This window comes from Streptomyces achromogenes subsp. achromogenes, from assembly GCF_000720835.1.
Lineage (GTDB): Bacteria > Actinomycetota > Actinomycetes > Streptomycetales > Streptomycetaceae > Streptomyces > Streptomyces achromogenes.
In genome coordinates this window covers 346,481-368,683 of record NZ_JODT01000001.1, presented here as the reverse complement: position 1 = coordinate 368,683, position 22,203 = coordinate 346,481, and the positions used below count along the sequence as shown (strand labels likewise).

The 22,203-nt window shown below is 72.1% G+C and carries 20 protein-coding genes; 18 read left to right on the top strand and 2 right to left on the bottom strand.

What is annotated here, in order from left to right; all coding sequences use genetic code 11:
* The first annotated feature begins 132 nt into the window (after nucleotides 1–132).
* The 6 genes from IH25_RS0101810 to IH25_RS0101785 all read left to right on the top strand — a co-directional run bounded on the left by IH25_RS0101810 (nucleotide 133) and on the right by IH25_RS0101785 (nucleotide 6,209).
* Complete coding sequence (locus IH25_RS0101810) at nucleotides 133–1,413, top strand: polysaccharide deacetylase family protein (RefSeq protein WP_030601607.1); 1,281 nt, start codon at nucleotides 133–135, stop codon at nucleotides 1,411–1,413.
* Nucleotides 1,414–1,511: 98 nt separating this feature from the next.
* Nucleotides 1,512–2,102: a TlpA family protein disulfide reductase gene (locus IH25_RS0101805; protein WP_030601604.1), complete on the top strand. Its 591-nt coding sequence runs from the start codon at nucleotides 1,512–1,514 to the stop codon at nucleotides 2,100–2,102.
* A gap of 1 nt (nucleotide 2,103) precedes the next feature.
* Complete coding sequence (locus tag IH25_RS0101800; protein WP_030601601.1) at nucleotides 2,104–2,877, top strand: cytochrome c biogenesis CcdA family protein; 774 nt, start codon at nucleotides 2,104–2,106, stop codon at nucleotides 2,875–2,877.
* 3 nt (nucleotides 2,878–2,880) lie between these two features.
* A complete protein-coding gene (gene resB / locus IH25_RS0101795) occupies nucleotides 2,881–4,593 on the top strand; it encodes a cytochrome c biogenesis protein ResB (protein WP_030601598.1) in 1,713 nt (570 codons plus the stop codon).
* Entirely contained in the window at nucleotides 4,590–5,672 is a 1,083-nt protein-coding gene (gene ccsB, locus IH25_RS0101790; RefSeq protein ID WP_030601596.1) for a c-type cytochrome biogenesis protein CcsB, read from the top strand. Before resB ends, ccsB begins: the two co-directional genes overlap by 4 nt.
* A 108-nt stretch (nucleotides 5,673–5,780) precedes the next feature.
* Complete coding sequence (locus IH25_RS0101785) at nucleotides 5,781–6,209, top strand: SRPBCC domain-containing protein (RefSeq protein ID WP_030601593.1); 429 nt, start codon at nucleotides 5,781–5,783, stop codon at nucleotides 6,207–6,209.
* Between the two features lies 1 nt (nucleotide 6,210).
* On the opposite strand, the gene IH25_RS0101780 is transcribed toward IH25_RS0101785, so the two are convergent.
* Nucleotides 6,211–7,617: a condensation domain-containing protein gene (locus tag IH25_RS0101780; RefSeq protein ID WP_030601590.1), complete on the bottom strand. Its 1,407-nt coding sequence runs from the start codon at nucleotides 7,615–7,617 to the stop codon at nucleotides 6,211–6,213.
* Nucleotides 7,618–7,933: 316 nt separating this feature from the next.
* Nucleotides 7,934–10,759 carry an AfsR/SARP family transcriptional regulator gene (locus IH25_RS0101775; protein ID WP_030601588.1) on the bottom strand — a complete coding sequence of 942 codons (2,826 nt, stop codon included), beginning with the start codon at nucleotides 10,757–10,759 and terminating at the stop codon, nucleotides 7,934–7,936.
* 201 nt (nucleotides 10,760–10,960) lie between these two features.
* Between IH25_RS0101775 and IH25_RS0101770 the strand changes: the two genes are divergently transcribed.
* From IH25_RS0101770 to IH25_RS0101710, 12 genes are all read left to right on the top strand, one after another.
* Nucleotides 10,961–12,262: a hypothetical protein gene (locus IH25_RS0101770; RefSeq protein ID WP_245172653.1), complete on the top strand. Its 1,302-nt coding sequence runs from the start codon at nucleotides 10,961–10,963 to the stop codon at nucleotides 12,260–12,262.
* Nucleotides 12,259–13,902, top strand: a complete 1,644-nt coding sequence (locus IH25_RS0101765) for a vWA domain-containing protein (protein ID WP_030601584.1) — start codon at nucleotides 12,259–12,261, stop codon at nucleotides 13,900–13,902. The genes IH25_RS0101770 and IH25_RS0101765 overlap by 4 nt, the downstream gene beginning before the upstream one ends.
* Nucleotides 13,889–14,656 (top strand): hypothetical protein, encoded by a 768-nt coding sequence (locus IH25_RS0101760; RefSeq protein ID WP_157846920.1) that lies wholly within the window; start codon nucleotides 13,889–13,891, stop codon nucleotides 14,654–14,656. The genes IH25_RS0101765 and IH25_RS0101760 overlap by 14 nt, the downstream gene beginning before the upstream one ends.
* Nucleotides 14,657–14,725: 69 nt before the next feature.
* Nucleotides 14,726–16,177: a menaquinone biosynthesis decarboxylase gene (locus tag IH25_RS0101755; RefSeq protein WP_030601578.1), complete on the top strand. Its 1,452-nt coding sequence runs from the start codon at nucleotides 14,726–14,728 to the stop codon at nucleotides 16,175–16,177.
* A gap of 79 nt (nucleotides 16,178–16,256) precedes the next feature.
* Entirely contained in the window at nucleotides 16,257–17,159 is a 903-nt protein-coding gene (gene mqnP, locus IH25_RS0101745) for a menaquinone biosynthesis prenyltransferase MqnP (protein ID WP_030601575.1), read from the top strand.
* Nucleotides 17,160–17,275: 116 nt separating this feature from the next.
* The gene (locus tag IH25_RS0101740) at nucleotides 17,276–17,938 is read left to right on the top strand and encodes a UbiX family flavin prenyltransferase (RefSeq protein WP_030601572.1); all 663 of its coding nucleotides are present in this window, start codon (nucleotides 17,276–17,278) and stop codon (nucleotides 17,936–17,938) included.
* A 52-nt stretch (nucleotides 17,939–17,990) separates the two neighbouring features.
* Nucleotides 17,991–18,446 carry an Lrp/AsnC family transcriptional regulator gene (locus tag IH25_RS0101735; RefSeq protein WP_030601569.1) on the top strand — a complete coding sequence of 152 codons (456 nt, stop codon included), beginning with the start codon at nucleotides 17,991–17,993 and terminating at the stop codon, nucleotides 18,444–18,446.
* A 38-nt stretch (nucleotides 18,447–18,484) separates the two neighbouring features.
* Complete coding sequence (gene mqnE, locus IH25_RS0101730) at nucleotides 18,485–19,648, top strand: aminofutalosine synthase MqnE (protein WP_030601567.1); 1,164 nt, start codon at nucleotides 18,485–18,487, stop codon at nucleotides 19,646–19,648.
* Between the two features lie 172 nt (nucleotides 19,649–19,820).
* Complete coding sequence (locus tag IH25_RS0101725) at nucleotides 19,821–20,477, top strand: UdgX family uracil-DNA binding protein (protein ID WP_030601565.1); 657 nt, start codon at nucleotides 19,821–19,823, stop codon at nucleotides 20,475–20,477.
* A gap of 37 nt (nucleotides 20,478–20,514) precedes the next feature.
* The gene (locus IH25_RS0101720; protein WP_030601561.1) at nucleotides 20,515–21,039 is read left to right on the top strand and encodes a GNAT family N-acetyltransferase; all 525 of its coding nucleotides are present in this window, start codon (nucleotides 20,515–20,517) and stop codon (nucleotides 21,037–21,039) included.
* 104 nt (nucleotides 21,040–21,143) lie between these two features.
* A complete protein-coding gene (locus tag IH25_RS0101715; protein WP_030601556.1) occupies nucleotides 21,144–21,452 on the top strand; it encodes a DUF4229 domain-containing protein in 309 nt (102 codons plus the stop codon).
* Between the two features lie 80 nt (nucleotides 21,453–21,532).
* Entirely contained in the window at nucleotides 21,533–22,183 is a 651-nt protein-coding gene (locus IH25_RS0101710) for a TetR/AcrR family transcriptional regulator (protein WP_030601553.1), read from the top strand.
* The last annotated feature ends 20 nt before the right edge of the window (nucleotides 22,184–22,203 follow it).

The window sequence follows — 22,203 nt, the reverse complement described above, 5'->3', positions numbered from 1 at the left end:
TGCGTCCGTTTGGCGTGGCTTAGCGCACTGTTGCGCACATTAATGTGAAAAGCAGAAGAAGTAGCGGAACCTCCCCGATCTTCCTGTCCTCTGACTGGGTGACCCAGCAGGCAGTGATGATCGGGGATTTCCATGCGCACCATCTCCCGGACCCTTTCCCGGCGGGGAGCACTCGGCCTCGGCGCGGGCGCGGCCGCCGCCGTGTCGCTCGCCGGGTGCGGCGGCTCCACGTCCTCGGACGACGCCGGGCGGCCGGGCGGTTCCCGGACCCAGGGGAGCAGGGGGGAGGGGCGCCCGGCGCGGCCCATCGGCGACGGCTCCACCTCCTTCACCGGCAGCCAGCCGCACCAGCCGGCCAAGCCCGAGCCGCTGGAGCCGGGGCAGACCCCGCCGCAGTTCGTGGTCTTCTCCTGGGACGGCGCCGGCGAGGTCGGCAACGGCCTCTTCCCGCGCTTCCTGGACCTCGCCAAGGAGCACGGCGCGTCCATGACCTTCTTCCTCTCGGGGCTGTATCTGCTGCCCGAGTCGAAGAAGCGGATGTACGAGCCCCCGAACAACCCGCGCGGCGCCTCCGACATCGGCTACCTCACGGACGAGCACGTCAAGGCCACCCTCACCAACGTGCGCCGGGCCTGGCTGGAGGGGCACGAGATCGGCACCCACTTCAACGGGCACTTCTGCGCGGGCGGCGGCACGGTCGCGCACTGGACCCCGCAGCAGTGGGCCAGCGAGATCCGGCAGGCCAAGGCGTTCGTGAAGGAGTGGCGCACCAACACCGGCTGGACCGATCTGCCGTCGCTGCCGTTCGACTACGACAAGGAGCTGACCGGCGGCCGTACGCCCTGTCTGCTCGGTCAGGACAACCTGCTGCCCACCGCCCGTGAGCTGGGCTGGCGCTACGACGCCTCCTCGCCGGGCGGTCGTCAGGTGTGGCCGGTCAAGCGCCAGGGCCTGTGGGACCTTCCCCTTCAGCAGATACCTTTCCCCGGACGTGGGTTCGAGGTGCTGTCCATGGACTACAACATGCTCGCCAACCAGTCGGTCAACTCGACCAAGGCGCCCGCGCACAACTACCCGGGCTGGCGCAAGCAGTCCGCCCAGGCGTACATCCAGGGATTCCGGCGGGCGTACGAGACGAACCGGGCGCCGTTCTTCATCGGCAACCACTTCGAGCAGTGGAACGGCGGCATCTACATGGACTCCGTCGAGGAGGCCTTCAAGCACATCGCGCGCGAGAAGGAGAAGGGGGCCGACGTGCGCCTGGTCTCCTTCCGGCAGTTCGTGGACTGGATCGACGTGCAGAAGCCCGAGGTGCTCGCCAAGCTGCGCACGCTGGGCGTCGGGCAGCGGCCCGCCGGCGGCTGGAAGGAGTTCCTGCGGGGGACCAAGGGTGCCGCGTCCAACGCGGCCTGATGTCCGGAATGTCCCGTGTAAATACGCCCTGAAGTGGGGTTTTCCGCCCGGCAGGGGGGCGCGCGAAATCCCCGGAACGGTCATGCGAAACTTTTCACATGAGTACCCGTAGCCGCGCCGTCCTGCTCACCGCCGCGGCCGCCGCAGCGGCCCTGGCCCTGTCCGCGTGTGGCAAGGGCGGTATCTCCGGTGGCGGTGGCGACACCCACTTCGTCACCGGCAACAACGGCATCGAGACCGTCGCGGCCGGCAAGCGCGCCACGGCTCCGGACCTGTCCGGCAAGACCATCGACGGCAAGACCCTGGACGTCGCCGACTACAAGGGCAAGGTCGTCGTCATCAACGTCTGGGGCTCGTGGTGCGGGCCGTGCCGCAACGAGGCGAAGTACTTCGCCAAGGTCTCCGAGGACTACGCCGGCAAGGGCGTGCAGTTCGTCGGCATCAACACCCGCGACACCAGCACCACCCCGGCCGTGAACTTCGAGAAGGAGCACGGGGTCGCGTACCCGAGCCTGTACGACCCCACGGGCAAGCTGCTGCTGCGCTTCGAGAAGGGCACGCTCAACCCGCAGATCGTCCCCTCCACGCTCGTCATCGACCGGCACGGCAAGGTCGCCGCGCGAGCCCTGGAGGCGCTCGACGACACCGGCCTGGTGGACATGATCAAGCCGGTCCTCGCGGAGAAGTGACGTGAGCGCACTGCTGACGCTGGCCGCGGAGACCGGCCGGAACCAGACGGTCCTGCACGGCGCCCTGCTGGTCGCCCTGCCGATCGCCCTGTTCGCCGGTCTCGTGTCGTTCTTCTCGCCCTGTGTACTGCCGCTGGTCCCCGGCTACCTCTCCTATGTCACCGGCGTCGCGGGCGCCGACCTGGCCGAGGCCAGACGGGGCCGGATGGTGGCCGGCGCCTCCCTGTTCGTCCTCGGCTTCAGCGCCGTGTTCGTCTCCAGCGGGGCCCTGTTCGGCTACTTCGGCGCCAACCTGCTCGGCTACCAGGACACCCTGTCCAAGGTGCTCGGCGCGCTCATGATCGTCATGGGCGTGTTCTTCATGGGCCTGACGCCCTGGTTCGCCATGCGCGACTTCCGCTTCCACAAGCGGCCGGCCGGCGGCCTGGCCGGGGCGCCGGTGCTCGGCGCGCTCTTCGGGGTCGGCTGGACGCCCTGCATGGGCCCGACGCTGTCCTCGGTGAACTTCCTCTCCCTGCACGAGTCGAGCGCCGCGCGGGGATCGCTGCTGATGGTGGTCTACTGCCTCGGCCTCGGCCTGCCGTTCGTCATCACCGCGATCGCCTTCCGCAAGGCGCTCGGCGCCTTCGCCTGGGTCAAGCGTCACTATGTCTGGGTGACGCGCATCGGCGGCTCGATGATGATCGTGACCGGTGTGCTGCTGCTGACCGGCGCCTGGGCCGAGCTGGTGCAGCAGATGCAGACCTGGACCAACGGCTTCGATGTGGGGATCTGACCGATGAGCAAGACCGACACCGGCACCGGCCGGGACCGGGACGAGCTGGGCGCGGCCGGCTCCCGGCTGTCCACCGCCCCGCAGGAGGAGGCGGTGAGCCTCCCGGGCCTCGGTGTCATCGGCTGGACCCGCTGGTTCTGGCGGCAGCTGACCTCCATGCGGGTCGCGCTGCTGCTGCTCCTGCTGCTCTCGCTCGGCGCGATCCCCGGATCGCTCATCCCGCAGACCGGCGCGGACGCCACCAAGGTCGAGGACTTCCGCGCCGCGCACCGGACGCTGGCGCCGGTCTACGACAAGCTCGGCCTGTTCCACGTCTACAGCTCGGTGTGGTTCTCCGCGATCTACATCCTGCTGTTCGTCTCCCTCATCGGCTGCATCATCCCCCGCACCTGGCAGTTCGTCGGCCAGCTGCGCGGCCGGCCGCCGGGCGCCCCGAGGCGCCTGGACCGGCTGCCCGCCTACACCACCTGGACCACCACCGCGGACCCCGAGCAGGTCCGCGCCGCCGCGCTCGGCCTGCTGAAGAAGCGCCGTTTCCGCGCCCACACCGCCGGTGACGCCGTCGCCGCCGAGAAGGGCTATCTGCGCGAGCTGGGCAACCTGGTCTTCCACATCGCCCTGATCGTGCTGCTGATCGCCTTCGCCTCCGGCCAGCTGTTCAAGTCGGACGGCACCAAGCTGATGGTGGAGGGCGACGGCTTCTCCAACGCGCTGCCGATGTACGACGACTTCAAGTCCGGCAGCCTCTTCGAGCCGGACGACCTGGTCCCGTTCAGCTTCGACCTGGAGGACTTCAAGGGGACCTACGAGCTGACCGGCCCCAACCGGGGGACCCCGCGCACCTTCCAGGCGAAGATCCGCTACAGCAAGGGCGCCTACGGCAGGCAGACCACGACCACCGTCAAGGTCAACGAGCCGCTGGAGATCGACGGCTCCAAGGTCTACCTGGTCAGCCACGGCTACGCGCCCGTGATCACCGTCCGGGACGGCACGGGCAAGGTGGTCTACCGCGACGCCGTGCCGCTGCTGCCGCTCGACGGCAACGTCACCTCCCAGGGTGTCGTCAAGGTCATGGACGGCTACCGCGACGCGAAGGGCAAGAAGGAGCAGCTCGGCATCAAGGCCTTCTTCCTGCCGACCTACGGCGGGGCCGGCATGGAGATCGCCTCGGCCTTCCCCGCGCTGCTGAACCCGGTGCTGAACCTGGAGCCGTACCACGGTGACCTGGGCGTCGACTCGGGCCTGCCGCAGAGCGTGTACCAGCTCGACAAGACCCACATGAAGGACTTCAAGGACGCCAAGGGCGCGCAGCTGAGGGTCAACCTCAAGCCCGGCGAGTCCATGAAGCTGCCGAACGGCGCCGGTACCGTCACCTTCGAGAAGGACGTCAAGGAATGGGCGGGCTTCGAGATCGTGCAGGAGCCGGGCGGCGGCTGGGCGCTCGGCGGCGCCCTCGCCGCGATCCTCGGTCTGGCCGGGTCCCTGTTCATCCAGCGCCGCCGCGTGTGGGTGCGTGCGGTGCGCGGCGACGACGGCGTCACGGTGGTCGAGATGGCCGGGCTCGGCCGCAGCGAGTCGGCGAAGGTGCCCGAGGAACTGGGCGAGCTCGCCGGACACCTCTACGAACGGGCGCCGGGCGCACCGGAACCCGACGACGCACACCCCGCACCCACACCAGACCGCCACGTCGTACCTGCCGAAGGGGCTGAGAAGTGACTCTCGCCGCCGCGACCAACGAACATCTCGCGAGCGTCAGCAACACGCTGATCTACTCGTCGATGGCCGTCTACACCCTGGCCTTCTTCGCCTACATCGCCGAGTGGCTGTTCGGCAGCCGCAGCAAGGTCGCCCGGACGGCCGCCGCGCTCACCGCCGACGGCGCGCGCACGGCGGCCGGTCCCGCCGTCGTGGCCCGCAAGGGCGGCGGCACCGCCGTGCTGGAGCGGCCCAAGGTCGTCGTCCGCTCGGCCTCCGGCGCGCGGGACGTGCCGGACGGCCCCGGCGCGCACGGCGGCGACGAGCAGGGCGACCTGTACGGCCGGATCGCCATCTCGCTCACCGTGCTCGCCTTCCTGGTGGAGCTGTCCGGTGTCATCGCCCGCGCGGCGTCCGTGGAGCGGGCGCCGTGGGGCAACATGTACGAGTTCAACATCACCTTCTCCACGGTGGCCGTCGGCGTGTACCTGGCGCTGCTGGCGCTGAAGAAGAACGTGCGCTGGCTCGGGCTGTTCCTCATCACCACGGTCCTGCTCGACCTGGGTCTCGCGGTCACCGTGCTGTACACGGCCAGCGACCAGCTGGTCCCGGCCCTGCACTCGTACTGGCTGTACATCCACGTCTCCACCGCGATCTTCTGCGGCGCGGTGTTCTACGTCGGCGCGGTCGCCACGATCCTGTACCTGTTCAAGGACTCGTACGAGAACAAGCTCCAGGCCGGCGGCAAGCCCGGCGCCTTCGCCCGCTCGGTCCTGGAGCGGCTGCCCGCCTCCGCGTCCCTGGACAAGTTCGCCTACCGGATCAACGCGGCCGTCTTCCCGCTGTGGACGTTCACGATCATCGCGGGCGCGATCTGGGCGGGCGACGCCTGGGGCCGGTACTGGAACTGGGACCCGAAGGAGACCTGGTCCTTCATCACCTGGATCGCCTACGCCTGCTACCTGCACGCGCGGGCCACGGCCGGCTGGAAGGGCCGCAAGGCCGCCTACCTGGCGCTGATCGCGTTCGGCTGCTGGCTGTTCAACTACTACGGCGTCAACATCTTCGTCTCCGGCAAGCACTCCTACGCGGGCGTGTGAGCCTTCCGCCGGCACGAGGCCGGTCTCCGTGGCGCGGGTCACGGGGGCCGGCCTTCGCCGTTGCCGGACAGGCGTGCGGGAACCCGGGGCCGGGGGCACGCTGGAGTCATGAGCGGTTCCATCGCACAGGGTTCCAGCCAGACCCACGGGAACACGCACATCCTGCACTTCGTCGTGCGGCTCCCGCGGCGCATGGAGGAGGTCTGGCCCGCGGTGTCCACGCCCGAGGGGCTCGCCGCCTGGTGGACCCCCGCCGAGGTGCTCGAACCCCGGCTCGGCGGCGCGGTCACCCTGGGCGGGCTGGGCAGCGGGCACGTCACCGCGTGGGACGTGGACCGGATGGCGGAGTACACGGTCGGGGGCGGCGGCCGGATCCGGTTCCACCTGGAACGGGAGGGGGAGGACGGCAGCGCGCTCCGCTTCACCCACGAGTTCCAGGGCGAGGAGGAGACGGAACAGCGCTGGCGGGACCGATTCGAACGGTTGATCGAACTCCTGGGGCCGGACCGGTCCGCGCCCGGTACGGACCCTTGGTGAGCTACGACACCGCGGACAGGCTGCCGTCGGCCACCGAGGCGATCCGGTCCCGCAGCCGCTCCACGTACAGCCGCATGTTCTTCGCCGCGACGTCCGTGTCCGGGTACCGGCTCGCCAGCCACAGCCCCTCGGGCAGCCGGTTGACCCACACGCACACCTGGTCGCCGTAGGACACCCGCAGCAGCCCGTACGCCTTCTGCTCGGCCCACCGCCCCGCGCCCGGCAGGCCGCGGGTGTCGACGTAGGACACGATCGAGTACAGGTCGGGGGAGACCGGCCGGAAGTCGGCGCCGAGCAGCCGCAGCACCCGGGCCAGCGGCATCCGGGCCAGCGCCCGGTTGGCCTTCAGCTCCGCCCGTACCGCCCGCAGGGCCTCCGGGAAGCCGCGGGTGCGGCCGACGGGCACCTCGATGGGGGCGCCGCCCACGTACCAGCCCACCGACTCGCTCCAGCGGGACGCGGCCCGGGTGTGGAAGGGCACCACGGTCCGGTACACCGGCTGCCCGCCCAGTTCGTGCACGATCAGCCCGGTCGCGGCCAGCAGCCCGGTCATGCTGCCGCCGTAGGGCCGGCAGTACGCCTCGAACGCGGCGGCCGTGTCCGGGCCGGCCAGCGGCTCGGCCAGCATCCGCTGCCGGGGCAGCGGATCACCCGGCGCGAGACCGAGGTCGACCGGGAAGCCCGGCAGGGTGCCGTCGCAGCGGCGGATGAACTCCCGCCAGCGCTCCACGATCGCGTGCCGGCCGTCGACGCCGTCGGCGTGCGACCGCTCGATCTCGCAGAAGTCGACGTAACTGGCGGCCGTCGGACCGGCGCCGGACGCGGCCGGGCCGGTGCCCGCCGTGTACAGCTCGTGGATCTCGGCGGGCATCCGCTGCACCGAGTAGGCGTCGACGTTGCTGTGGTCGAAGGCCAGGTACACACTCGCGCCGTCGTCCCGGACGACCGCCGCGTAGAGGAGGTTCGGCCAGCGCAGCGCGTCCGCGACCGTGTCGAAGCGGTCCTGGAGGTGCCGGACGAGACCGTCGGCGTCGGGGAAGCGGCCCGCCTCCTGACGGCACAGGGACACGTCGGCCGCGTCCAGGGTGAACCGGCGCAGTTCGTCACCGGCCCAGCGGAAGCCGCTGCGCAGCGTCTCGTGCCGCACGGTCCAGGTGTGCAGGGCCCGCTCCAGCGCGTCCAGGTCGACCGGGCCGGGCAGGTCGAAGGCGGCGCCGACCCAGGTCGGCACGAACAGCCCGTCCTCCCTGAGCGACCGGGCCGTCCTGATGTGCGACTCCTGGATGTAGGCGGGCGGCCGGGAGTCCTCGGGGAGTGCCGCCGCCGCCGCGACGGTCGCCGGGCTCAGCGTCCACTCGACGAGCCGTCCCGGCCGTACCTCGCAGCGCTGGATGTCAGTGATTCGCACGCGTCTCCCATCGAAGAAGGGGCCCCTGGATGCGGGCCCCCTCCAAGGCAATGCCGTGGGACGCGGCCGGGACATGCCCGTTCGGCCCATTTCAACGGAACGGGTGGCGGGCCGAACGCGGAAGTGATTAACGGTCGGTGACCGCCCGGCCCCGGCCGCCGGCCCGTCTTTCCCCCTCTGACCTGCCGGTTCAAGGTTTCCCGCAAGGTTCGTCGTAGGACGGCCGGCCAAGGTGGGTGACGTGGTCCCGGCCATCGGCCGGTGCGTGGCCCACGGGGGGCGGTACGGGGAGGGACACCTCCCCGTACCGGGGTCTTCAGCCGAGGGCGTCGAGCAGGGCGCGGGTCTGGGCCACGCGGGCCGGGTTGACCTCCATGTCCCGGAAGACGTCGAGGGCCTGTTCGTAGCAGCGGCGGGCGGCCTCCCGGTCGCCCAGGGCCTGGTGCGCCTCGCCCAGGTGGACCAGGGCCTCCGCCTCGTTGAAGCGGTGGCCCAGGGCGCGGTGCAGTTCCAGGCAGCGCTCGTGGCACAGGAGGGCCTGGGTGTGCTCGCCGAGCTGCTGGTAGGCGTAGCCGAGGGTGTCCAGGGTGTCGGACTGGCCGCGCCGGTCGCCCAGTTCCTCCTGGAGGGCCAGGGCCTGCTGGCAGCGGGCCACGGCCTGCCGGTGCCCGCCGGTCTGCACGTGGTCCCACGCCACCGCGTTCAGCGCGCGGGCCAGCCCGGCGCGGTGGCCGAGCCGGGTGAACAGCCCGACGGCCAGCTCGTCGTGGCGCAGCGCCGCCGCACGGTCGCCCGTGTGCTCGTACAGCCAGCCCAGGGTCAGATGGGTGTGCGCCTCGGACAGGGTGTGGCCGCTGCTTACGGCCAGGGACAGCGCCCGGTCCAGCCGCTCCCGGGCCGCGGCGGGGTCGCCCGCCTCGATGCGTTCCAGGGCCAGCACCCGGTACGACTCGTTGACCGCGGCCGTGTCACCGAGCCGGGTCGCGGCCCGCAGCGCCGTGGCGTGCACGGCGGCCACGTCGCTCCACCGGCCGCGCCGGGTCAGGAAGGTGGTCAGGGCCCAGGCCAGCTGCCAGGCGTGGATGTCGTGGCCGTGCCGCGCGGCCAGGTGGACGGCGGCGATCAGCGCCGGCCGCTCCCGGCCGAACCACGCCATGGCCCGGTCGTGGGTGGGGATCTCCTCGGGCCGCACCCCGTCGGCCATCGGCGGCAGCCGGACGGGGTCCCGGTGCGGCAGCAGCAGCCGGTCCGCCGCCCAGGCGGTGCGCAGATAGTGGTCCAGGACCCGCAGCCGGGCGGCCCGCGCCTCCGCGTCGTCGCCGGCGGCGACCTCCAGGGCGTAGGCGCGCAGCAGGTCGTGGCCGGCGAACCGGCCGGGGGCGTGCTCCTGGAGCAGGTGGCGGGTGCGCAGCCGGTGCAGCGCCTGGTGGGCCCCTGCCGGACCGAGCCCGGTGAGGCTGCCGGCCGCGGCCACGCCGATGTCGGGGCCGGGCCCCTGCACGAGCTGCCGGAAGACCCGGGCGGTGCCGGCGTCGAGCGCCCGGTAGGAGGCGGCGAGCACGGCCCGTACGTCGGTGGCGTCCTCGCCGGTGCTCAGCGCGTCCAGCCGGCTGCTCTCGCGCAGCTCCTCGGTCAGGGCGGTCAGGGTGGCGACCGGGTTGGTGGTGACGCGTCCGGCGAGCACGCTCAGGGCGAGCGGCAGCCCGGCGCACTGGCCCACCAGTTCGGCGGCGGCCCGGGGCTCCGCGGCGACGCGTTCGGCGCCCAGCCGGCCGGCCAGCAGCTCGTGTGCCGTGGCCGGGTCGAAGGCGCCCACGGTCAGATGGGTGACCTGGTGCGCGGCCGTCAGCCCGGTGAGCTGGTCCCGGCTGGTGATCAGCACCGCGCAGCCGGGGGTGCCCGGCAGCAGCGGCAGGACCTGCGCGGAGTCCCGGGCGTTGTCCAGGACGACGAGCACCCGCCGGCCGGCCAGCAGACTGCGGTACAGCGCGGCCTGCGCGTCGAAGGCCGCCGGGACCCGCCCGGGCTCGACGCCGAGCGCGTCGAGGAAGCCGCGGATCACCACCCCGGGATCGGCCGGCTCCCCCGACGGGGTGAAGCCGTGCAGGTCGACGAAGAGCTGCCCGTCGGGGAACCGGTGCTGCGCGCGGTGCGCCCAGTGCAGCGCGAGGGAGGTCTTGCCGACCCCGCCGATGCCGCAGACCACCGTCACCGGCAGGGTGGCGCGCGGCCCGCTCTGGGCGGCCAGCGCCTTGTCCAGGACGGCGAGTTCGGCGTCGCGGCCCACGAAGTACGGGGGCGGGGCGAGCAGTTGCCGGGGCGTGGTGGAGCGGACCTCGGCGGGCGGGGCGGCCTCGGGCGGGGACGGCGCGGGGGCGCCGGCGGGCGGGGCCGGATCGGGCGGGAGCAGCGCGGGGTCGTTGGCGAGGATGCGTTGGTGCAGGGCGAGCAGCCGCGGGCCCGGGTCGGCGCCCAGCTCCTCGGCCAGCCGGTGCCGCAGCTCCTGGTAGTGGGCGAGGGCTTCGGAAGGGCGGCCGGCCCGGTACAGGGCGAGCATCAGCTGACCGGCCAGCCGTTCGTCCAGCGGGTGTTCACGGGCCTTCACGGCCAGCTCGGCCGGCAGGCCGCCGTGGTCCCCGGCGCCCAGCCGCAGGTCGATGTGGTCCAGCTCGGCCGCGAGCCGCTCGCGCAGCAGCACCCGGCGCTGGTCGTCGAACCACGGGACGTCCACGGTGGCGAACGGCTCCCCGCGCCACAGCCCGAGGGCCCGCCGCATCAGCGCCACCGCCTCGGGGCCGTCGGCCGCGCGGGCCCGCGTGACGAGGTCACGGAACAGGTGCAGGTCCACCGAGAGCGGATCGGCGTCCAGGACGTAGCCGCCGGGGCGCCGGGCGACGGTCACCTCCGGGGCCGGACGCAGCGCCTGGCGTAACCGGGACAGATAGCCGTACAGCGTGTCCTTGGTGCGCTGCGGCGGCCGGTCGCCCCACACCCGGTCGACGAGCGTGTCCACCGGGACCGCCCGGCCCACGTCCACCAGCAGCGCGGCCAGCACGCACCGCTGCCGCATGTGCCCCACGTCCACCGTGCGGCCCCCCAGCCGCACCTCGATCACACCCAGCAGGCCGAACTCCACCGCCATCGCGTTCCTCCCCCTGCCCCACGGTAGGCACACGGCCCCCGCGCCCGCCATCCGTCCGACGGCTTGCCGGTAGTGTGAACGACGGCCTCCACAACTGTCTGACGTACGTTCACTTCGCCTACAGGGCTTGTTGATTGGGCGTTCCATCCGCCGTCGTCCCGTCCGTGCACGATCCTGCCCCCGCCGACGCAGGAGAACCGGGTGGCCACTCACGGATCCGACAGCGACAGACCCCGGCAGAGCCGCGAGCCCCGCCTGAAGGTCGGCGCCCCGGCGGTCGCGCCCGCGCGCCGCTCCCCGGCGCGCAAGGTGCTGCCGCGCGCCGTCGCCGCCGTCACCGCGCTGTGCGCGATCGTCGTCCTCGTCCAGGGCCACGCGGCGCTGCCGTTCCAACGGATCGTCACCATCGAGGCCAAGATGGCCTCCAAGGCCGACTTCTTCGAGGACCCCGAGGTCCGGCGGCTGCTCGTGCGGCACGGCTACCGCGTGCGCCTGACCCGCATGGGCTCCCGGGGCATCGCCACCCAGCGCTACGACGGCTACGACATCGTCTTCCCCTCCGGGCAGCCCGCCGCCGACCTGATCACCTCCCGCCGCGCGGCCGAGGGCCACCCGGCGACGACGTACCGCCCGTTCGTCAGCCCGATCGTGCTCGGCACCTACCGGGAGTACGCCGAGACCCTCCGGGAGGCCGGGATCGCCACCCCGCTGCCGGGCGTGCCGGCCGGGGCGAAGCCGATGTACTACTCCCTGGACATGCGGAAGTTCCTCGGCGCGTCCGCCGCCGGGCGCCGCTGGGACGACCTCGGCACCGACCGGCGGGGCCGGCCCGTCGGCATCGGCCGGCACGGCATCCACAACGGCAACAAGGTCCTCGCCCAGACCTCCGACATCTGCCAGGCCAACTCCGCCGGCACCTACCTCGGCCTGGTCTCCTACGTCTGGAACCACCAGGACATCCCGCAGACCCAGGCGGAGGCCACCCGCTTCGCCGAACGCATCCGGCTCCTCCTCAACGACCAGGGCATGCCGTCCTCGGAGAAGAACGAGACCTACGTCTCCGCCGAGGGTAAGAGCATCTCCCCGATCGCCGTGATCTACGAGCACCAGTTCCTCGCCCACCAGATCGCCGCCCGGTCCGCCACCGGACACGTCGACACCGAGCGGGTCCTGCTCTACCCCTCGGCCCGCTTCGTCACCGAACCCCAGCTCATCGCGCTCACCCCGCGCGGCGACGCGCTCGGCGAGCTGATCACCAGGGACCCGGCGCTGCAACGGCGCGCGATGGAACTGGGCTTCAGGGTCCGCGACGCCCAGGGAGGAGCGGCCACCAGCGACGCCCTGACCCGCTTCCTGACCGAACGCGGCATCCAGGCCCCCGTGCTCTCCGACGACGACACCAAGGCCGTACTGCCCCGCCTCGACCTGCTCGAACGCATGATCGAAACCGTCGGTGACTGCCCCCCGGCCGCCCCCGCCGCATCCCCCGGGGAGACCTCATGACGCCCGCCCCCCGCACCCTGCCGCTCGGAGTGCTCTGCCTGTGCCTGGTGCTGGCCGTGGGACTCGGCGGGCTCGCCTCCTGCTCCGGCGACGGCGGCTCCCGGACCACCCTGCGCGTCCTGGCCAGCGACGAACTCACCGACATGAAGCCACTGCTCGACCGGCTCCGCAAGGACACCGGCGTCCGCCTGGACATGGACTACCGCGCCACCAACGACGCCTCCGACACCCTGCTCACCGGCCGCCACTCCTACGACCTGGCCTGGCTCTCCTCCGACCGCTACCTGCGCCTGCGGGCCAAGCGCGCCCCCGCCGGGGCCACCCCCGCCACCGGAGTGCAGAGCGCCTCCATCATGCGCTCCCCGGTCGTCGTCGGCCTCACCCCCGACGCGGCCCGCGCCCTGGCCGCCAAGGTCCCCGGCGAACGCCTGTCCTGGGCCGACATCGCCGACGCCGCCGCCACCGGCACCGTACGGTTCGGCATGGCCGACCCCCGGCGCAGCAACAGCGGCCTCGCCGCCCTGGTCGGTGTCGCCACCGCCGCCGCCGGCACCGGCCGCGCCCTGCGCCCCGCCGACGTCAGCTGCGACCGGCTGCGCGGCTTCCGCTCCGGCCAGACCCTCACCGCCGCCGGCTCCCGCGCCCTGCTGGACGCCTTCGCCACCCGCCCCGGCCGCACCAACGCCCTGATCACCTACGAGTCCGAGCTGCTCGCCCTGAACGCCTCCGGCCGGCTCCGCGCACCCCTGACGATCGTCCACCCCGCCGACGGCATGGTCCTGTCGGACTACCCGCTGCTCCTGCTCGACCCCGGCCGCCGCGACGCCTACGACCGGGTGGTGGACTGGCTCACCGCCCCCGGCCACCAGCGCGAGATCATGCGCCGCACCCTGCGCCGCCCGGTCAGCACCGACGTGCCCCGCGACGCCCGGCTGACCGCCCCCCTGGACAACGCCCTCTACTACCCCGACGACCCGGCCGTCCTCGACCGCCTCCTCGCCGACTACGGCGACCCGGCCCGCCGGGGCGCCGACCAGGTGATCTTCCTGCTGGACTTCTCCACCTCCATGCGCGGCGCCCGCACCCGCGCCCTGCGCGCCGCGTTCGCCGCGCTCAGCGGCGCCGACGGCTCCGCCCGCGCCAAGTTCGTCCGCTTCCACCAAGGCGAGCGGCTGACCGTCGTACGCTTCGGCGGCCGCCCGCTGGCCGAGCGCACGGTCACCGTGCGCGGCCCCGCCGACCTGAGGGCGCTGGCCGGCTTCGTCGCCGCAGACGGCTACGACGGCTCCACCGCCGTCTGGTCCGCCCTGGACCACGGCTACCGCACCGCCGAACGCGCCCTGCGCGCCGACCCCGGCCGGCTGGTGTCCATCGTGCTCATGACGGACGGCGAGAACAACGCGGGCATCGACCGGGCGGCCTTCACCGCCCGCTACCGCTCCCGCCCCGCCGACGTCCGCGCCGTGCGCACCTACCCCGTCCGCTTCGGCGACGCCGACGCGGCGGAGCTGCGCCGGGCCGCCGAACTGACCGGCGGACGCCTGACCGACGCCCGCTCGCCTTCCCCGTCTTCACAGTCTTCCCCGTCTTCACAGTCTTCCCTGTCCACCGCGTTCAAGGAGATCCGTGGCTGTTCTTGACGGCACCTGGTGGAGCGCCTGGTGGGGCCCGATGACCTGGTGGCTGCTGGCCGTCGCCGGCCTGCTCGCGCTGGCCGGGCGGGCGCTGCGGCGCGGACTGGCCCGGCTCGGCAAGACCGCCGCCGACCCCGCCTACCTGCCCCTGTACCTCGACAACGACGCGGTCATGGGCCTGTTCAAGATGGGCAACTACAAGGCGGCCCTGCGCAAGGAGGTCGAGGAACGGCGCATCCGCAACGCCGGCTGCCTCGCCGTCATCCCGCTGGTCTCCCTGCTGCTGAAGGTGACCGGCGGCTCCACCACCGAAGTGGTCGCCAAGTACGTGGAGAACAGCGAGCCCATCTCCGTGATCGGCCTGCTGCTGTCCGTGCTGCGCCGGGGCGACGCCCTGGTGGAGGTCCGGCTGCGGCCCGACTCCGGGACCGTCGTCCCCAACCGCGCCCTCCTCGGCGAGCTGGCCCGCACCGGGGCGGCCACGGCGGTGCCGCTCAGCGAGATAGGCGAGTTCGTCATGGTCACCGGCCGGTTCGAGGCGGGCGACAGCCGGGGCGAGACCCTGCTGATGCGGGCCCCCTACGCCGACGGCGGCCCCACCGCGCACCTCAGGGTCGTGCTGCGCGGCGACGGCCTGCTCACCCCGGACAAGGAACTGCCCGAGGGCCAGTTCCAGGCGCACTGCCTGGGCAAGGTGACCAGCTGGGACCCCGACGCCCGGGAGGTCGTCCTCCAGTACCCGGTCGCCGTCTTCCGCTGACCTGGGCCCGCGCCGGAAGACGGGGGGTGGGCACCGGGACAAAGCGGTACGTCGGCGATACTGGGGCACATGGCTTACGACGATCTTCGCTCCCTGCTCCGGGCGCTGGAGCGCGAGGGCGACCTCAAGCGCATCAAGGCCGAGGTCGACCCGTACCTGGAGGTCGGGGAGATCGTCGACCGGGTGCAGAAGTCCGGCGGCCCGGCGCTGCTCTTCGAGAACGTGCGCGGCTCCGACCTGCCCCTCGCCATGAACGTGTACGGCACCGACCGCCGGCTGCTGAAGGCGCTGGGCCTGAAGTCGTACGACGAGATCTCCGACAAGATCGGCGGCCTGCTGCGGCCCGAGCTGCCGCACGGCTTCGTCGGCGTGCGCGAGGCCTTCGGGAAGCTCGGCGCCATGGCGCACGTCCCGCCGCGCAAGGTCAAGGAGGCGCCGGTGCAGGAGGTCGTCCTGCGCGGTGACGACGTGGACCTGGAGCGGCTCCCCGCGCTGTTCACCTGGCCCGAGGACGGCGGCTCCTTCTTCAACCTCGGCCTGACCCACACCAAGGACCCCGAGACCGGCGTCCGCAACCTGGGCCTGTACCGCCTCCAGCGCCACGACAAGCGCACCATCGGCATGCACTGGCAGATCCACAAGGACAGCCGGAACCACTACCAGGTGGCCGCGCGCCGGGGCGAGCGCCTCCCGGTGGCCATCGCCTTCGGCTGCCCGCCCGCCGTGACCTACGCCTCCACGGCCCCCCTCCCCGGCGACATCGACGAGTACCTCTTCGCCGGCTTCCTCGCCGGCAAGCGGATCGAGATGACCGACTGCAAGACGGTCCCGCTCCAGGTGCCCGCGCACGCCGAGGTGGTCCTGGAGGGCTGGCTGGAGCCCGGCGAGATGCTGCCCGAGGGACCCTTCGGCGACCACACCGGCTTCTACACCCCGCAGGAGCCGTTCCCGGCCCTCAAGATCGACTGCGTGACCATGCGCCGGCGCCCCCTGCTCCAGTCGATCGTCGTCGGCCGCCCCCCGACGGAGGACGGCCCCCTCGGCCGGGCGACGGAACGCTTCTTCCTGCCCCTGCTGAAGATCATCGTCCCGGACATCGTGGACTACCACCTGCCCGAGGCCGGCGGCTTCCACAACTGCGCGATCGTCTCGATCGACAAGAAGTACCCCAAGCACGCGCAGAAGGTGATGCACGCCGTCTGGGGGGCGCACATGATGTCCCTCACCAAACTGATCGTGGTCGTGGACGCCGACTGTGACGTCCATGATCTGCACGAGGTCGCCTGGCGGGCCCTCGGCAACACCGACTACGCCCGTGACCTCACGGTCGTGGAAGGCCCCGTCGACCACCTCGACCACGCCTCCTACCAGCAGTTCTGGGGCGGCAAGGCGGGCATCGACGCCACGCGGAAGTGGCCGGAGGAGGGCTACACCCGCGACGGCGGGTGGCCGGAGATGGTCCTGTCGGACCCGGATACGGCCGAACGAGTCACCCGGCGCTGGAAGGAGTACGGACTGTGAAAGGCACCGACATGATGGTGCGGGGCAGCGCGGAGACGGGGTCTCCCCGCCGCCGCGGGGATGATCCGGAGTACGGACTGTGACGTCAGCCTCCGCCGCCCTCGCCCAGCCGGGCCGGACCAGGGCGTTCCTCCGCCTGGTGATGATCGAGCACTCGGTCTTCGCGCTCCCCTTCGCCTACATCGCCTCCCTGACGGCGATGTACGAGTGGGACGAGAACATCCACTGGGGCCGGCTGCTCCTGGTCACCGTCTGCATGGTGGGCCTGCGCACGTTCGCCATGGCGGTCAACCGGATCATCGACCGCGAGATCGACGCCCGCAACCCGCGCACCGCGCACCGGGAACTGGTGACGGGCGCGATGTCGGTACGGCACGCCTGGACCGGCGCCCTGGTCGCCCTGGCGGTCTTCCTGGGTGCGGCGGCCCTGCTCAACCCGCTGTGCCTGGCGCTGGCGCCGGTGGCGGTGGTGCCGATGGTGGTCTACCCCTACGGCAAGCGGTTCACCAACTTCCCGCAGGCCATCCTCGGCCTCGCCCAGGCGATGGGCCCGGTCGGCGGCTGGCTGGCGATCAGCGGGGAGTGGTCCTGGACGGCGGTGATCCTCGGCCTGGCCGTCGGCGTCTGGATCGGCGGGTTCGACCTGATCTACGCCTGCCAGGACGTGGAGACGGACCGCGAGATCGGCGTGAAGTCGGTCCCGGCCCGCTTCGGCATCCCGGCCGCGATCTGGGGCGCCCGCGCGTGCCACACGGTCACCACGGCCCTGTTCGTCTGGTACGCCCTCGCCACCGACGCCGGCGCGTTCTTCTGGCTCGGCCTGGTGATCGTCGCGGCGGCCTTCGTCTACGAGCACCGGATCGTCCGCCCGCACGACCTGACCCGCCTGAACAGGGCGTTCTTCTCGGTCAACGGCTTCATCGGGATCGCGCTCTTCGTGTGCGCCCTGCTGGACCTGCTGGTACGAGGGCTCACCGTCTGACTCGTTCCCCGTCCCGCGGGGGCTCCTCGACCGGGTGGCCGGAAACCCCACCGGTCCTGAGCCCCTGTGCGCGCGCCGGTACGCTCAAGGGTGTGAACGCAGGAGAAACGCAGCGCGTGCCTTGGATCGTGGGGGTGTCCGGAGCTTCCGGGACGCCGTACGCGGCGGCCGTGCTGCGGGCGCTGCTGGCGGCCGGGGAAGCGGTGGACCTGGTGGTCAGCCGGGCCTCGCGGCTGACGCTGCTGGACGAGACGGGCCTGCCCTTCCGGGACGCCCACTGGCAGGACGACCTCGCGGAATGGCTGGCCCGCGGCGCCGACGGCAAGCCCGGCACCTTCGACGTGGACGTCAGCGGCGTCCGCCACTGGAGAGCGGGCGACCTCGCGGCCGGGCCGTCCTCCGGCTCGTACCCGGCCCGCGGCATGCTCATCGTGCCCGCCTCCACCGCCTGCGTGGCCGGTGTGGCGCTCGGCCTGTCCAAGGACCTCCTCCAGCGCGCGGCGAGCGTCACGCTGAAGGAGCGCCGCCCGCTGGTGGTGGCCGTACGGGAAGCCCCGCTGAACGGCCAGACGCTGCGCCACCTCGTCACCCTGGACGACGCCGGCGCCTCGGTCGTCCCGGCCTCGCCCGCCTTCTACGCGGGCGCCACCCACATCCAGGACCTGGTGGACTTCGTGGCCGGGCGGGTGCTGGACGCGGCGGGAGTCGAGCACGGCCTGTACCGGCGCTGGCGGGGAGAACTGGGCGGCGGTCCGGCGGACGGCCCCCGGGGCGATTAGCAGTACGTACCTCTCATCACTTCAGGAACTTTCACCGGAAGGCTTCGATCGCATGGACGCGGTGGACAGGCAGCTCATCCAGGCCCTGAGGGAGAACGGCCGGGCCTCGTACGCGGAGCTGGGGCGCCTGGTCGGCCTGTCGGGCCCCAGCGTCACCGACCGCATCAACCGGCTGGAGGCGGCCGGGGTCATCACCGGCTACCGGGCCACGGTGAACGCGGCCTCGCTCGGCCTCGGTGTCACCGCCCTGATCGGCATCTCCCTGTCCGACGCTGCCGACCACGAGGACGTGGCGCAGCGGCTGCGCGACCTGCCGGAGATCGAGGACTGCTGGTTCATCGCGGGCGACGACTCGTACATGCTCAAGGTGCGGGCGTCGGACGTGGACGGGCTGGAGCGGACCATCCGCCGGCTCAGCGGCACCAAGGGCGTCTCCCGGACCCGTACCACGATCGTGCTGTCCACGAAGTGGGAGAACCGGGTCGGGGAGCTGCCCGAAGAGGTGTAGGGATACCGTTGGTCGGGCTGTCGTAGAAAGGTGTTGCCATGGACGTCGGTCTCAAGCGCGAGCTGGAGGAGAAGGTCCGTTCCGGGGAGCGGCTGACCCGCGAGGACGGCATCGCGCTGTACGAGTCGGACGACCTGGCCTGGCTCGGTGGCCTCGCCCACGAGGTGCGGACCCGCAAGAACGGTGACGTGGTCCACTTCAACGTCAACCGTCACCTCAACATGACGAACGTGTGCACCGCGTCCTGTGCCTACTGCTCGTTCCAGCGCAAGCCGGGCGAGAAGGACGCGTACACGATGCGCATCGAGGAGGCCGTCAAGCTCGCCAAGGCGATGGAGTCGGAGAACCTCACCGAGCTGCACATCGTCAACGGTCTGCACCCGAACCTGCCGTGGCGGTACTACCCGCGGTCGCTGCGGGAGCTGAAGAAGGCGCTGCCGAACGTCTCGCTGAAGGCGTTCACGGCGACCGAGATCCACCACTTCGAGACGATCAGCGGGCTGTCCGCCTCGGAGATCCTGGACGAGCTGATCGACGCGGGCCTGGAGTCGCTGACCGGTGGCGGCGCGGAGATCTTCGACTGGGAGGTCCGGCAGCACATCGTGGACCACCGCACCCACTGGGAGGACTGGTCCCGGATCCACCGGCTGGCGCACGAGAAGGGGCTGAAGACCCCGTGCACCATGCTGTACGGCCACATCGAGGAGCCGCGGCACCGGGTCGACCACGTGCTGCGGCTGCGTGAGCTCCAGGACGAGACGAACGGCTTCCAGGTCTTCATCCCGCTGCGCTACCAGCACGACTTCGTGGACCTGAAGGACGGCAAGGTACGCAACACGCTCCAGGCGCGCACCACGATGGCGACGGGCGCGGAGGCGCTGAAGACCTTCGCCGTGTCCCGTCTGCTCTTCGACAACGTGCCGCACGTGAAGGTCTTCTGGGTGATGCACGGTGTGCAGACCGCCCAGCTGGCCCTTCAGCACGGCGCGGACGACATGGACGGCTCGGTCGTCGAGTACAAGATCACCCACGACGCGGACAACTACGGCACGCCGAACAAGCTGACCCGGGAAGACCTCCTGGAGCTGATCCGCGACGCCGGCTTCCGCCCCGTGGAACGCAACACCCGCTACGAGATCATCCGCGAGTACGAGGGCCCGAACCCGTCCCGCCGCGACGAGCCCCAGCCGATGCGGGTGTGACGATCCGCTCACTCCTGAAGCGAGGCCCCGACGCCCCCACCTGAGGGGCGCGGGGCCGTGTGGCATATGCGGCTCCGCCGCGCGGGCGCGACCAGCCACGACGCGCCCGCAGCCGGGCGACGGCCTGAACACCCCCTCGCTTCTCCGCCGAAACGAGGGGTACCCGCCCGGCATGCCCACCACGAAGGCACCCGAGGACCAGTACACCGCGGCCCCCTTCGTTCCCCAGGGCGCCGATCTCACCGCCCTGCGCCGCGCAGCGGCCGGCTGCCGCGGTTGCCCCCTCCACCGCGCCGCCACCCAGACGATCTTCGGCGCCGGAAGCACCGACGCCCGGCTGATGCTCGTGGGGGAGCAGCCGGGCGACCAGGAGGACCGCCAGGGGAAACCGTTCGTCGGCCCGGCGGGCAAGCTGCTCGACCGGGCGCTCGAAGAGGCCGGTATCGACCCCGCCGAGGCGTATGTGACGAACGCGGTGAAGCACTTCAAGTTCACTCGGGCCGAACCCCGCAAGCGCCGTATCCACAAGGCTCCGAGCCTGCGGGAGATGACGGCCTGCGGCCCCTGGCTCGCGGCGGAACTCGCGCTGGTGGAGCCGGAGCTGATCGTGGTCCTGGGCGCCACGGCGGGCAAGGCCCTGCTGGGCTCGTCGTTCCGGGTGGGCGAGGTGCGCGGCACGGTGCTGGAGCGGGAGATCCACGGCCGCCCCGAACGCCTCGTACCCACCGTGCACCCCTCCTCCGTGCTGCGGGCGCGGGACGACGACCGCAGGGCCGCGTACGAGGGCCTGGTGGCCGACCTGGAGGTGGCGGTCCGGGCCCTCGGGTGACCGGAACCCGGCGGTAGGTAATAGATACACTCCCCGTGTGCCTCTTACCTTCACTCTCGACCCCGCCGTCACCCCCGCCCTCCGCGACGGCATCCTCGGCCTGTGGACGGACGTCTCGAACGCGGGCGGTTCCGTCGGCTTCGTCCCCCCGGTGACCCCCGACGAGATACGGCCCGAGCTGGTGCGCCACTTCGCGGCGATGGCCGAGGGCCGCACCCGGCTGCTCGTCGGCCACGACGAGGACGGCCGGGTGGCCGCGACCGCGTTCCTCACCCGCAACACCCACCGGCTGATGACGCACTGGCTGTGGCTGTACACGGTGATGGTGCACCCCCGCCACCAGGGCCGGGGCTACGGCCGTGACCTGCTGGCCGCCGCCGAGGAGGCGGCCCGTGGCCTCGGGGACGCCGAGGCGATCCGGCTGACCTGCCGGGGCGGGCACGGCCTGGAGCGGTTCTACGCCTCCTGCGGCTACAAGGAGGTCGGCCGGGTCCCGGACGCCATCCGGGTCGCGCCCGGCGACGACCGCGACGAGATCGTCATGCTGCTGCCGCTGCGCTGAGCCGGCGCCCGCGCCACCCCCTTGTACGACCCCCCTGCATGATCGCCACCGGGTCGTGCTTCACTGGGCGATGACCCTATTTGGAATCGGACGAGTGGATTGAGATGCTCCGCTACACGCTGATGCGCCTCGGTATCTTCGCGGGCTGCCTCGTGATCGTCTGGGGAGCCGTCTACTCGGGCATCTTCCCGCGCGGCTTCGGTGACTCCAACCTCCTGTGGGTGCTGCTGCTCTCCCTGATCCTGTCGGCGCCGATCAGCTGGGTGGTGCTGCGCAAGGAGCGGGACCGGGCCTCGGTGCGGATCGTGAACAAGGTCGACCGGATGAAGGCCAACCTGGAGGCCAACCGCACCCAGGAGGACTTCGCCGACGACGTCGCGCGGACGCAGGGCGGCGCCACCGCGTCCAGCTAGCGCGTGCCCGAGCCGGCGAGCCGCTCCCGGCCGACGCCTGCCCGGCCGGGTACGGCACCCGGCCGAACTAGTCTTGCCCCATGGGTGCCGTGAAGACCAAGCGGATGCCGCGGGCGGTGCGCGAGCGGCAGATGCTCGACGCCGCCGTGCGGATCTTCGGGCAGCGCGGGTACAGGGCCGCGTCGATGGACGAGATAGCCGAACTCGCGGGCGTGTCCAAGCCGTTGGTCTATCTGTACCTGAACTCGAAGGAAGACCTCTTCACCGCCTGCATCCGCCGCGAGGCCGCCGCGCTGACGGCGGCCGTGCGCGCCGGGGTCCGCCAGGACCTGCCCGTCGAGCAGCAGTTGTGGGAGGGCCTGCGGGCGTTCTTCGCGCACACCGCCGAGCATCCGGACGGCTGGTCGGTGCTGTATCTCCAGGCCCGCAGGCACGGCGAGCCGTTCGTGTCCGAGGCGGCGGCGATGCGCGCGGAGATCGTCGCGTTCGTGACGCGGCTGGTGGCGGTGGCGGCGCGGGAGGCGCACCGGGATCCCGGCCTGCCGGAGCGCGAGGTGGCCGGGCTCGCCGAGGCGCTGGTCGGCGCGGCGGAGTCGCTCGCCGCGTGGGCCAACAGCACCCCGGAGGTGACGGCCCACCAGGCCGCGTCCACCCTGATGAACTTCGCCTGGTCGGGGCTGGGCAACCTCATGGGGGGCAAGGTCTGGACCCCGCCGCCGGAGCGGGATTAGCGCGCGACCGGCTCCCCGCA